This is a genomic window from Mycolicibacterium novocastrense, assembly GCF_001570485.1.
In the GTDB taxonomy this organism is placed as follows: Bacteria; Actinomycetota; Actinomycetes; order Mycobacteriales; family Mycobacteriaceae; genus Mycobacterium; species Mycobacterium novocastrense.
The window spans coordinates 220,436-233,119 of the sequence record NZ_BCTA01000026.1 but is presented as its reverse complement, the minus strand read 5'-3'; the positions used below and the strand labels follow the sequence as shown (position 1 = coordinate 233,119).

The following is a 12,684-nucleotide window of genomic DNA, read 5'->3' as shown; positions in this document are numbered from 1 at the left end:
TGTCGACCCTGGTCACGCCGCTCCGCCTCGGAGTGTGGTGACCAGGTCGGGTTTCAGGGCTTGCAGTTGCGCACCCCAGTACGGCCACGCGTGTTTTCCCCCGGAAGGGAATTCGAACGTGGCGTGGTTTCCTCCGGCCCGTCAGGTAGGCCGTCTGGAAGTCTTTGTTGGTCTTGACCGCCATCGATTCCAGGCTGTCGGCACCCGCGTCCGGTGGCGCGGATCCGCCTGGCGCACAGTGAATCCACAGCCGAGTGTTGTTGGCCGCCAACCTGTCCCGGATCACCTGCGGCATCGACGGCGCCGACGCGTTCAGGAACCCCGAAAGTGACTCCGCATAAGCGAACTGATGCGGGTGGTGGGCCGCCAGGTACTCGTTGGGAAGTCCCGCACAGGAGAACGCGCCGGCGTGCGGCACCGCACCGACCGCCAGCGCGCGGCGAAGCCAGGTTCGCACAGGTCGGTCCATCCGTTCGTATCTCGGGCCCCGCGAAGGAGCAGTTCGCGTCTGTCTATCGGCGCAGAGGGGTCGCGGCGTTACGGACCCGTGGCGGGCATCCCCGTGTACGGCTCGGATACCGGTTCCGGCACCGGCAACCCGCAGCGTGCGAGCTCGTAGAGAGGGACGCGGTCGATCCGGTACTGCGTGAACTGGTAGGCGTGCACGAGGTTGGACAGGAACCGCCGCGGCGTCATCGGGCCGCGCACAGAGTTCAGCATCGCGTCGGTCTCCGGGCATTCCAGCGCCACCTCGGCCTGCCTGACCCAGTCCTCGTCGATGTAACCCGGAATGAACGGCGGCTCTTTGAGAAACGGCCCCTCCGCGATCGCCCAGTCGGGGAACAAGTTCTTGTCGTGGCCGATTCGGCCGTCCTCGAGGCGCTCGGTGTGTGCGGCCAACGGATTGGCCAGCCCGATCTGGTCGATGACCCGGACGTCGAGCCCGACGTTCATGCCCAGCATGCCGAGATTGGTGAAGAAGACCGTGTGCGGGCCTCGGTAATCGTCCGGCGCATCCGGTGGCGGCGGCAGCGCGGGCACCACGTCCCACTGGTCGTAGTTGCCCGACGGCAGCAACAGCGCACCGTCGGGGGTGTTCTCCAACGCCTGGAGCACGGCGCGCATCCGCGGATAGTCGAGGTAGTCCGCGGCGGTCAGCGGGTGGGCATGGCCGGTGGCCTGGGAGTAGAACCGCCGCTCGTCGACGATTCCGGAGTACGTGACGCGGGTGGCGTCGCGGCCCATTCCCGGCGAATTGGCCGCCCACAGCGCCCATCCCGCGACCGCCAGCCACAACACGGCGGTGGCGCCGACGAACAGATAGCCCGCGCCGCGCGCCATCCGGGTCTCGTCGGGAAGTACCACAGGGATCACCGCGATCGGCGCCAGCATGACGAACAGCGGTGTGAGAAGCACCCTGCCGTGCATGAAGTCCCCACCCTGACGGATCCAGTAGATCGCCTGCAGCAGACCGCTGACGAGGAAGAAGATCACCACCGCGGCGGGGCTCTGCACCATCCGCGCCATGCGCCCGGAGCCAGCGGCCAACGCACCGCGGTTCGGACGGGGACGGCCGCGGATGACCCACACGACCCCAGCGAGCCCGGCGAGCAGGATCGCCGGCGCCCACAACAGGTAGGGCTGGTTGAAGTTCGCCAAGTAGACGAAGCCCTGCGACCACTTCGCGCCACTCGCGTCCTTGGCCACCGCGGTGTTGGGAACCACCAGGCCGTAGTAGCCCATCCGGAAAATCTGGTAGGCCACCGGAAGCAGGCCGCCGGCGACGACGATCACCGCGCGGCGACGCCAATCGCGTGCCGCGATCAGCATCATCACGAGGGCGGACCCGCCGATCAACGCCAGCTCGGGCCGGATCAGCACGCTCAGGCCGGCAACGAAAGCCAGTGCGACGTCGAAGGTTCGACTGTCCGGGCGTGACGTCTGGGTTGCCAGGGGTTGTCGGCGGATCGTCGGTGCGCCTGCGCGCGGGAGAGGCGCGGTGGTGCGGTGGCCGCGCGGCTGCTGGGACCAGCACACCATCATCCACCACAGCAGACCCAGATACGCCAGCACCAAACCGTTTTCGAGACCGGAGGTGGCGAAGTCGCGCGCGGGCGGAAGCGCGATGTAGACCAGTACGCCGGCAGGCAGCATCAACGCACGCCTGCCTTGCAGGCTCGGCGCGTACAACCGTCCGGTGCCCAACATCACCAGGGCCACGCCCGCCAGGCTGAGCACCAGCGCCAAAACGAGCACGACGTACTCCAACCGCACGGAGCCGCCGACCAGCGCGCCGAGGTAGACCAGGTAGGTCCACACGGTCGAGGTGTTGGCCTCGACGCGCTCACCGGCGTTGAACACCGGGCCGTTGCCTGCCAACAGGTTTCGGACGGTGCGCAGCACGATCAGGCCGTCGTCGGCGATCCAGCGCCGCTGCCACGCCCCCCAACCGAACAGCACCACGACCACCAGCACGCTGAGCCACAGGCTGATCCGGACCGTGTTGTCGTACCGGAACGCGGGCCAGCGGGCGAGGCTGCGTTCGATCTCACCGACCCATCCGCCCGGCGCCGGCGGGCGGAGGGTCTCAGCTGAGGAAGACGGCGGCACCGATGGTCCCGATCCACGCCAGCAGCAGCAGCTGCAGAACCCGGTCTTTGAGCGCGATCTCCTCGGGCTCCCCGGCCAATCCGCCGTCGACGTCGACCGCGTACCGAAGGATGGCGATGGTGATCGGAATGATCGTGACCGCATACCACGACGCGGTGGACCCGTCGCGTTCGAAGGCCCACAGGCCGTAACAGAGCACCATCGCGGTGGCCGACAACGTCCACACGAAGCGCAGATACGACGCCGTATAACTCTCCAGAGACTTTCGGATCTTGGCGCCTGTGCGTTCGGCGAGTTGCAGTTCGGCGTACCGCTTGCCGGCCACCATGAACAGCGAACCGAACGTCATCACGAGCAGGAACCACTGCGACAGCGGGATGCCCGCCGCGGCGCCGCCGGCGATGGCGCGGATCAGGTATGCCGACGACACGATGCAGATGTCGAGCACCGCCTGGTGCTTGAGCCCGAAGCAGTACGCCAACTGCATCGCGATGTAGACCGCGATGACCACCGTCAGGTTCAGCGACGCGAGAACGGAGATACCGAGCGCCGCAGCCGCCAACACAACAGATGCGGTGTAGGCCAACCATTCCGGCACCACGCCGGCCGCGATCGGCCGGAACCGCTTCGTGGGATGCTGACGGTCGGCCTCCACGTCGCGCGCGTCGTTGACGAGATAGATCGAAGAGGCCGCCAACGAGAACGACACGAACGCGATGAGAATGTTGACCGCGACGCCGCCGTAGTCGTATTGGACGTCGCCGCCGAGGGAGGCGATCGGCGCGGCCAGAACGAGCAGGTTCTTCACCCACTGCCGTGGGCGGATCGCCTTGATAAGACCCGTCGCGACGTTGCGCGGCGGCCCCTTCTGCGGTGCCGGTTGTTCGCTCATAGGCCGTACGCTCTCTGCGCTGCTGTCACTGGAGATGCTCATGCGTTCCCTTCGGCGCGGTCGGCCGCCGTGCCGACGGCCTTGGCGACGACGGCCCCGACCGCGATGCCGGTGAGCACGTCGCTGGGGTAATGCACGCCGAGCACCAACCGCGACAACGCCATCGGTGGCACCAGCAGCGCCGGCAGCGGCAGCCCGGTGACCCTGGCCATCAGCACCGACGCCGCCGTGGTCGACGTCGCGTGCGCGGACGGGAAGCTCAATCGGCTCGGCGTGCCCACGTTGACCGAGATCGCGGGGTGGTGCGGTCGTTCGCGGCGGACCACCCGCTTGATCAGCACCGCGGCGGCGTGTGCGGCGAACGCACCGGCGCCCGCGGTCAGCCACCCACGCCGACGGTCGGCCTGAAAGAGCGCTCCCAACAGGGAGATTGCCAACCACCCCAGGCTGTGCTCGCCGAAATGGGACAGTGCGCGCGCGACCGACAGGACCGCGGGGCGGTCACCGAGCGCGGACTGCACCGCGACCAGAGCGGCCTCCTCGCCGCGCTGGTCTCGCGGGCGAAGAGCCGGGTCCTCGCCCGCAGGGCGCAGGAGCGAGCTCTCATCCATGTGCAGACGACTCCAGAAGGACCGTCTCCCACTTCTGCTTGCTAGTCAGAGTCGGCAGCGCCTCGCGATACACCTTGCGCATCCGGTTGAACTTGCGCGCGAGCCGCGCCTGGCGCTTGAGCGATTCCCGCAGCAGTTCGAACATCTTCTCGCGGTCGCGCTGGCGGTACACGACACCGCGGCCGTCGGCGGTCGTCACGGTGACGCCGTCCACCCGGCACAGCGAGAACCACCGGGCATCCTGGGTGGCGACGTTGATCTGGGGCCGCCGATGGTGTTCGGGGTCATGCGGCCGCAGCTGGTGAATGACGCCGCGTGACAACCGCGTCGAGATGGCCAGCGCATTGGTGGGGATCCGCACCTTTTTGCGCCAGCGCTTGTCCGAGGGGGTCGGAAGCTCAGCCGCGCTCGGCAGTACCACCGCATCCGGATACTCCTGGCGCATCTTGCGCACCTCGGGCAGCGCCGACTCCAGGATCGAGAACAGGTGCTCGGGCCCGGCCAGGAAATCGTCCATCGCCTTGTTCTGAATCGCGACGGTCGAATACTCAAGGCACAGTAGGTGTTTGAGTGTCGCCTTGAGGTGGCTTGCGATCAGCCCGCTGACGTTGCCGTCCCAGTGCAGCGCAGCGACGACCAGCCGGTTGCGCAAGTGGAAGTACGCCTGCCAGTCGATCGCGTCGTCTTTGTCGCTCCACGCCATGTGCCAGATCGCCGCGCCGGGAAGCGTGACCGTCGGATAGCCGTGCTCACCGGCGCGCAGGCCGTAGTCGGCGTCGTCCCACTTGATGAACAGCGGCAGCGGCTGGCCGAGTTCCTCGGCGACCTGGCGCGGGATCATGCACATCCACCAGCCGTTGTAGTCCACGTCGATGCGCCGGTGCAGCAACTTGCTGCGTTCTGAATCCTCGTCCGCCAGAGCGTGTCTGGCGAAGTTGTGGTCGTACTCGGTGTTGACCGCGTTGGTCCACATGAAGTTCTCGGAGTCGACCATCTCGCCCATGACGTGCAGGTGCGAGGGCTCCTGCAGGTTGAGCATCTGGCCGCCGACCAGCGTCGGTGTCTTTGCGAATCGGTTCATCGCCAACGCCCGCAGGATCGAGTCGGGCTCGACGCGGATGTCGTCGTCCATGAACAGGATCTGTTCGCAGTCGGTGTTCTTCAGCGCCTCATACATCACCCGGCTGTAGCCGCCGGAGCCGCCGAGGTTGGGCTGATTGTGGATGGTCAACCGGTTCCCCAGGGCGGCCGCCACCTCGCCGAAATTCGGATGGTCCTTGGCCTTGTTGTTTCCCTGATCGGAGACAATCACGGCACTGATCACCTCGTCCACCAACGGATCCGACGTCAGCGCCGCCAGTGCGTTGACACAGTCCGCGGGGCGGTTGAAGGTCGGAATGCCGACGGCAATGTTGGCCCGGCCCGGTGCGGGCACCGGCGCGTACCAGCCGGCGTGGTGCAATGTCGAGGCGGCGTCGGTGGCGATGTCGAACCAGATCCAACCCCCGTCCTCGAACGGTCCCAGCTCGACCTCGAACTCGACATGGGCGGGTTCGCCGTCGCGCTCGCTGACGATCGGGGCACCGCCGACGGTGATCCGCGCGCCGGTGGCCTTGGACCGGTAGACGTCGACGCGCGCACTGCCGGTCAGCTCGACCCGCAGCACCACCGATTGCAGGATCGACCAACGCCGCCAGTAGCTCGCCGGAAACGCGTTGAAATAGGTCGCGAACGACACTTGCGACTCGGTGCCGATCTCGAGTTCGGTGCGCGAGGGCGCGTGTGCGCGCTTGGCGTTGGTTTCCGCTTCCTCGATGTAGAGCTTGCGGACGTCATGGGGTTCGCCTGGACGCGGCAGAATCACGCGGGCCAGCAGGCTGACCGCCTTGGATTCTGCGGATTCCAATGCGCCGGAGGGGATCTCGCTCATGCGCTACTGCTTTCTGGGCCCGGTTCGGTCAGTGGCGCACCGTCGCGCAGGTGCGGTGCGAGTGTGTTGTCGTACATGCTCAGCGCGCTGGCGATCGCCATGTGCATGTCCAAGTACTGGTAGGTCCCCAGCCTGCCCCCGAACAACACCTTCGCAGAAGCGGTTTCGGCCTTGGCCCGGGCCCGGTAAGCGGCCAGCAACGCGCGGTCGGCTTCAGTGTTGATCGGATAGTAGGGCTCGTCGTCGTTGTCGGCGAACCGGGAGAACTCGCGCATGATGACCGTCTTGTCGGTCGGGTACGTGCGCTCGGGGTGGAAGTGGCGAAACTCGTGGATCCGGGTGTAGGGCACATCGAGGTCGTTGTAGTTCATCACCGGCGTGCCCTGGAAGTCCCCGGTGTCGAGCACCTCCATCTCGAAGTCCAAGGTGCGCCACCCCAGCCGGCCGTCGACATAGTCGAAGTACCGGTCGAGGGGGCCGGTGTAAACGACCGGCGCATCGGGGTTCTGGGCGCGCAGTTCGTCGCGGACGTCGAACCAGTCGGTGTCCAACCGGACCTCGATGCGGTCGTCGGCGGCCATGTTCTCCAACCACTTGGTGTAGCCGTCGACCGGCAACCCCTCGTAGGTGTCGTTGAAGTAGCGGTTGTCGAACGTGTAACGCACCGGAAGCCGGGTGATGTTGGCCGCAGGCAGATCTTTGGGATCGGTCTGCCACTGTTTGGCCGTATAACCCTTGACGAACGCCTCGTAGAGCGGACGCCCGATCAGCGAGATGGCCTTCTCCTCGAGGTTCTGCGCGTCCTCGGTCTTGATCTCGGCGGCCTGCTCCCTGATCAGTTGTCGCGCCTCATCGGGAGTGAAGTACTTGCCGAAGAACTGCGACACCAGCCCCAGCCCCATCGGGAACTGGTAGGCCTGCCCGCCGTGCATGGCGTACACCCGGTGCTGGTATCCGGTGAACTCGGTGAACTGACGCACGTAGTCCCAGACCCGCGTGTTGGAGGTGTGGAACAGGTGCGCCCCGTACTTGTGCACCTCGATACCGGTCTGCGGCTCGGCCTCGGAGTAGGCGTTACCGCCGATGTGCGGGCGGCGCTCGATGACGAGAACCCGCTTGTCCAGCTGGGTTGCCACGCGCTCGGCAATCGTCAGGCCGAAGAATCCGGAGCCGACGACAAAGAGGTCGAAACGGGCTCCGGAGGGCTGGAGCGCTGGGCCCCCGCGCGAAGCGCCGGGGACGACCGGGGAAACAGGCGTGGTCATCGGCAGCAAGGGTATCCGACCGCGACCGTCGCGCCCGAATCCGACAGGAGCCGAATATTGCGATCGGCTCACGATTACATATCGTCACTTTCGCCTCAGAAGTCACACCAGTACCGTCGATCACGTCGGTTCCGACTACCGACAGCGCACGACCTGGGCTGTTCACCTGAATCGCCTAGCCGAACCACAAAGCGACCACTAATAGTCGTAGCCCATGTATTGAGGAGACTTCCGTGCCGAACCGACGTCGACGCAGGCTGTCGACAGCCACGAGCGCAGTCCTGGCCTTGGCAGTCGCGAGTCCCGCTGCAGTAGTCGCCGTGACCGAGCTGTCGGAGGCCACCAAGCCGGCCCCCCAGCACCGCGAATTCGTCCAGGCGGCAACGATCACCGATCTTCCGAACGAGCTGATGTCCGCCCTGTCCCAGGGCCTCTCGCAGTTCGGCATCAACCTTCCGCCGATGCCGACCGGAATGCTGACCGGGACGGGATCGAGTTCGCCCACCACGCTGACGTCTCCGGGGCTGACCACACCGGCGCTGACCACGCCCGAGTTGACGTCGCCCAGCCTGACCGCGCCCGGGCTCAGCACGCCCGGCCTGACGGCTCCGAGCCTGACGGCCCCGAGCGCGACGGTTCCCGGTGTCACCGCGACCGCACCTTCACTGACCGATCCGGCGTTGACCAACCCCGCGCTGACCAGCCCGGCACTGACCAGCCCGACCGGTGACGCCGGCCTGACCACGCCGGGACTGACCACGCCCGGACTGTCGACGCCGCCGGCGCTGACCGATCCGGCGCTCGGCGCCACGCCGATCTCGTCGGCCACCGGGTTGCCGGCTCCCAGCGAGGTGCCGATCGCGGCGCCGATCGGGCTGGATCCGGCCGCAGGCACCTATCCGATCCTCGGCGATCCCTCGCTGGCGACGATGCCCGCGGCCACCGGCACCTCCGGCAGCGGCGGAATCATCGGCGAGCTGTCCAGCATGGCCGATCAGCTCGGCGCGGGGCAGGCGATCGACCTGCTCAAGGGCATGGTGATGCCGGCGATCATGTCGGCGGCCAAGCCGCCCGGCGCACCTGCGGTGCCCCCGGTTCCGGCCCCCGTGCCGGCACCCGCACCCGGCGCTTAAATACCTGTCACCAGACGGCACCGCAGAAGCCGCTTCGGCTCTGCGGTGCCGGTGCAGGTTTGGCAGTCGATTAGTTCTGCTCCGAACCGTGTCGCACCACCAGCATCACCTGGCACATACGTAACATCAGTCCGTGCCGACTCGCCGTCCCACGCCATCGCTGCTGTTCACCGCGCTTGCGGCGACGGTCGTGATGTTGCCGATGGCGCTATTCGGTCTGCCCGGCGACGGTGACGACGAAGCGATCGCCGAGGCGCCGCAACTGGCGCAGCAACCGCTGACCGGGCTCGGCGGCGGGGAGACGATTCGCGAGATCCACCAGGACACACCGTTCTCCTTGGTGGCACTGACCGCACAGGACTTCACCGGAACGACCGCACGGGTGCGCGCCAAGAAGGCCGACGGCACCTGGGGCCCCTGGTACGACGCCGAACCCCTCGAAGGTGTCGGGCCGGACACTCCGACCGAGGGGCCTGTCGGCACCGAGCCCGTGTTCGTGGGCCGCACCACCACGGTGCAGATCGCGGTGACCCGCCCGCCCGACGCGCCCAAGACCCCGGATGCAGCGCCCACGACCCCGGAGCTGGGTTACGTCCCGGCGAACACCGAGCACTCCTTCGGGCAGAACCTCAATGCGGTGCTGATCAGCCCTCCGCAGGCGCCGCCGATCGACACGCTGCCTCCCCCGTCGGCGGTGAGCGCGCCCGGGGTCCCGCCCAACATCATCAACCGCGCGCAGTGGGGCGCCGACGAATCGATGCGGTGTGGAGATCCCCGGCTCGACTTCGGAGTCCGGGCGGGGGTGGTGCACCACACCGCGGGAAGCAACGAATACGCCCCGCAGGACTCGGCGGGCATCATCCGCTCGATTTACGAGTACCACACCCGCACGTTGGGTTGGTGCGACATCGCATACAACGCACTGGTCGACAAGTTCGGACAGGTCTTCGAGGGACGCGCCGGCGGTATCACCCGACCCGTCGAGGGTGCGCACACCGGAGGCTTCAACCGCGACACCTGGGGTGTGGCGATGATGGGCAACTTCGAGATGGTGCCCCCGACCCCGATTCAGCTGCGCACCACGGCCCGGCTGCTGGGATGGCGACTCGGCCTGGACCACGTCGACCCCCGCGGCACCGTGGTGCTGGCCTCAGGCGGCGGCTCGTTCTCGAAGTTCCCGACCGGAGCGACACCGCTGCTGCCCGCGATCTTCACCCACCGCGACGTCGGCGCCACCGAGTGCCCCGGTAACGCTGCGTACGCGCTGATGGACCACATCCGCGACATCGCCGCACGCTTCAACCAGCCGCCGGGGCCCGACGACCTGTCCGAATCATTGCGCGGGGGCGCGATATTCGCGAAGTGGGAAGCCATGGGCGCGATGAAGAGCCCGCTGGGCAGGCCCACGTCGCTGGAGGCCTCCGGCGAGAACGGCGCGCGCTATGTCACGTTCGAACGCGGTGCGATCTACTGGTCACCGGAGAGCGGCGCCGAGCCTGTCACCGGCGAGATCTACAAGGCTTGGGGCGCACTGGGTTTCGAACGCGGTGCGCTCGGACTGCCCACCAGCGGCGAAATTCAGGAGCCGTTGTGGATCGTGCAGAACTTCCAGCACGGCACGCTGAACTTCGACCGCGAGAAGGGCACGGTGACAAGGGTTTTCGATGGGATCCCCGTGGAGCTGCCCAAGCCCGACTTCGACACCCCGCCTGTGCAACTCGAGCGATTCACCCCGCCGATCAGCACCTGAGACCTAGGCCCACCAGCGCTCGAGCACACGCGCGACGCCGTCGTCGTTGTTGGTCGAGGTGACCTCGTCGGCCGCGGCCAGCGCCGCCGGATGGCCGTGTCCCATGGCGACCCCCAGGCCGGCCCAGCGCAGCATCGGTACATCGTTGGGCATGTCGCCGAATGTGACGATCGCGTCGGCGCTGATGCCCAGCGGGTCAGCCACTTCGGCGACCCCGGTGGCCTTGCTGATGCCGACCGGCATGACCTCGATCAGGCCGTTGTTGGTCGAGTACGTGATATCGGCAACGTGGCCGATGTGATCGGTGAGAGTGGCCGCCATGTCAGAGCTGCGCGCACCGGCCTTACGAATGAGCAGTTTGACCGCAGGCGCGCTGAGCAGGTCCTCGAACGACACCTCGGTGTTGTCCGGATTGAGCCACGCGTGTTCGTACCCGGGCGAGCTGACGAATTGCGGGGTCGCGGCGTCGTGGGCGCTGTTGCCAACCCGCTCGACGGCAAGGCCCGCCCCCGGGATTGCCTGCGTCGCGATCTCGGCGAGCTCGGCGAGCACGTCGGTGGTCAGCGTGCGCGCGGACACGATGCGGTCGTTCGCCGGGTCGTAGAGCACCGCACCGTTGGCGCACACCGCCATCGGGGCGAAGCCCAACGCGTCGACGACCGGTTGCACCCATCGCGGCGGCCGTCCCGTGGCGATCACGAACTCCGTGCCCGACTCCACCGCGGCGGTGACCGCGGCCCTGGTGCGCGCAGAGACCTTCTCGTCGTCGTCGAGCAACGTCCCGTCGACGTCGGAGGCGATCAGCAGGGGCGTGTTCATGGTGCTGACCACCGCGGGCCGGGGATCACCGGCGACTCTTGGCTTCGCGCAGGGCACGCTTGCGGGCGCGCTCGGCCAGTTCGGCCTCGTCGAGCGCCTTCGCCTCGTCCAGGGTGGGTGCGGAGCCCCCGAGTCGGCGCGGCACCCAGTGCGCCCCTTCGGGGTGGGGGTAGTCGCGCTGCGCCTCGTGCAACAGTTCGGTCATCGCCGAACGCAAATCCTGCAACGTCTGCTCCATCGTCTCGTTGGCCCGTACGGGGTTACCCACCTGCACCGTGATCGGAATCCTGTTGCGACGCAGACGCCGGGGATGATCCTTGGTCCACAGCCGCTGCGCGCCCCACACGATGAGCGGGACGATCGGCACGTCGGCTTCGCGGGCCATCCGGGCCGCACCGGTCTTGAAGTCCTTGAGCTCGAAGCTTCGGCTGATGGTGGCCTCCGGATAGACGCCGACGAGCTCACCGGCGCGCAGGCGTTCGACAGCCACGGCGTAGGCCCCGGCCCCGGCACGGCGATCCACCGGGATCGTGCCGGTGTGGCGGATCAGGAAGCTGACGACCTTCACGTCCTGCATCTCTTCTTTGATCATGAACCGCAGGCGCCGCTTGCGGTAATGCACCGCCAGCGCGGCGGGCAGCCAGTCGACGTAGCTCGTGTGGTTGATCGCGATCACCGCACCCCCGGCGGCGGGGATGTTCTCCAGGCCCCGGTAGCTGATCTTGTAGCCATTGATCCTGACCGCCGACTTGACCAGAACCTCAAGCGTGTAGAAGACCGGCTCCATGGCGGCTACCCGGTCGCTCCGCTGGGGTCGGGACGCTGGGCGCGCCTGGCCGCCTTCTCGGCCGCCTCCTCCGTATCCATCCGGTTGGCCTCGGCGAGCGTCGGCGCGCCACCGCCCAACCGGTGCGGGACCCAGAACTCGCCGGCCGGATGCGCACCGTACTCGTCCTGCACCTGCTCCAGCAGGTGTTGCATGCGCGAATGCAGCAGCGCGGTCAACTCCGGGGCCGGCAGTGTCGGCGGGATCGGTTCCCCGACGGCCACTGTGATCGGCACCTTGGGCCGCCACATCTTCTTGGGATGTCCCTTGGTCCAGATCCGCTGGGCGCCCCAGACGATGTGCGGGACGATCGGCACGTCGGCGGCGATGGCCATGCGGGCCGCGCCGGACTTGAACTCCTTGATCTCGAAGCTTCGGCTGATCGTCGCCTCGGGGTAGACGCCGACCAGCTCACCCTCCTTGAGCTTCTGGCACGCCTGGGCGAACGAGTCGGCGCCGCTGTCGCGGTCCACCTCGATGTGGCGCAGGCTGCGCATGAGCGGCCCGGAGATCTTGTGGTCGAAGACCTCTTTCTTCGCCATGAACCGCACCTTGCGCCCGAGGCCCTGCCGGTAGGCGGGGAGCCCCGCGAAGGTGAAGTCGAAATAGCTGGTGTGATTGATGGCGATGACCGCGCCGCCGGTCCTCGGCAGGTTCTCCACACCGGTGACCGTGAATTTGAGCCCCTGCACGCGCCAGATCAGTCGCGCCAGCGCAATGACGGTGCCGTATACCGGTTCCACATCAGGCAGCCTAGTCGCGCGGCGGGGCGACCTTCGAGGTCGGCGGTGCCGAGTCCCGTCGACGTTGCACCTGCACGGCGCTCCGCACGCGGCGCTCGGAACCGG

Annotated in this window: 10 protein-coding genes and 1 pseudogene; 2 read left to right on the top strand and 9 right to left on the bottom strand. The window is 67.4% G+C overall.

The genetic code is table 11. The features are described from left to right. Positions 1-12: 12 nt before the first annotated feature. The 6 genes and pseudogenes from RMCN_RS31445 to glf all read right to left on the bottom strand — a co-directional run. Positions 13-370: pseudogene (locus tag RMCN_RS31445) on the bottom strand (alpha/beta hydrolase-fold protein); the annotation flags it as partial. 167 nt (positions 371-537) lie between these two features. Next, complete coding sequence (gene zomB, locus RMCN_RS09520; RefSeq protein ID WP_067388614.1) at positions 538-2,610, bottom strand: terminal beta-(1->2)-arabinofuranosyltransferase; 2,073 nt, start codon at positions 2,608-2,610, stop codon at positions 538-540. Then, on the bottom strand, positions 2,588-3,502 hold the full coding sequence (locus tag RMCN_RS09515) for a decaprenyl-phosphate phosphoribosyltransferase (RefSeq protein WP_064416105.1): 915 nt from the start codon (positions 3,500-3,502) through the stop codon (positions 2,588-2,590). Before RMCN_RS09515 ends, zomB begins: the two co-directional genes overlap by 23 nt. Before the next feature lie 38 nt (positions 3,503-3,540). Next, positions 3,541-4,113: a phosphatase PAP2 family protein gene (locus RMCN_RS09510; RefSeq protein WP_067388612.1), complete on the bottom strand. Its 573-nt coding sequence runs from the start codon at positions 4,111-4,113 to the stop codon at positions 3,541-3,543. Next, positions 4,106-6,043 (bottom strand): glycosyltransferase, encoded by a 1,938-nt coding sequence (locus RMCN_RS09505; protein WP_067388610.1) that lies wholly within the window; start codon positions 6,041-6,043, stop codon positions 4,106-4,108. The genes RMCN_RS09510 and RMCN_RS09505 overlap by 8 nt, the downstream gene beginning before the upstream one ends. Next, positions 6,040-7,308, bottom strand: coding sequence for a UDP-galactopyranose mutase (gene glf, locus RMCN_RS09500; RefSeq protein ID WP_201028813.1), 1,269 nt, complete (start codon positions 7,306-7,308; stop codon positions 6,040-6,042). Before glf ends, RMCN_RS09505 begins: the two co-directional genes overlap by 4 nt. A gap of 233 nt (positions 7,309-7,541) precedes the next feature. Here glf and RMCN_RS09495 point away from each other — a divergent pair, with 233 nt between their 5' ends. After that, positions 7,542-8,441: a hypothetical protein gene (locus RMCN_RS09495; RefSeq protein WP_067388608.1), complete on the top strand. Its 900-nt coding sequence runs from the start codon at positions 7,542-7,544 to the stop codon at positions 8,439-8,441. Positions 8,442-8,634: 193 nt separating this feature from the next. After that, a complete protein-coding gene (locus RMCN_RS09490) occupies positions 8,635-10,191 on the top strand; it encodes an N-acetylmuramoyl-L-alanine amidase (protein ID WP_276019517.1) in 1,557 nt (518 codons plus the stop codon). Positions 10,192-10,194: 3 nt separating this feature from the next. Here the strand turns inward: RMCN_RS09490 and RMCN_RS09485 are convergent, their stop codons facing one another. Genes RMCN_RS09485 through RMCN_RS09475 form a run of 3 tightly spaced genes read right to left on the bottom strand, consistent with a single transcriptional unit; the run spans position 10,195 to position 12,579 of the window. Then, positions 10,195-11,010: a Cof-type HAD-IIB family hydrolase gene (locus tag RMCN_RS09485; protein ID WP_067388809.1), complete on the bottom strand. Its 816-nt coding sequence runs from the start codon at positions 11,008-11,010 to the stop codon at positions 10,195-10,197. Positions 11,011-11,035: 25 nt separating this feature from the next. Continuing rightward, positions 11,036-11,797: a lysophospholipid acyltransferase family protein gene (locus RMCN_RS09480; RefSeq protein WP_067388604.1), complete on the bottom strand. Its 762-nt coding sequence runs from the start codon at positions 11,795-11,797 to the stop codon at positions 11,036-11,038. Positions 11,798-11,802: 5 nt separating this feature from the next. Beyond that, positions 11,803-12,579: a lysophospholipid acyltransferase family protein gene (locus RMCN_RS09475; RefSeq protein WP_064416112.1), complete on the bottom strand. Its 777-nt coding sequence runs from the start codon at positions 12,577-12,579 to the stop codon at positions 11,803-11,805. Positions 12,580-12,684: the final 105 nt, after the last annotated feature.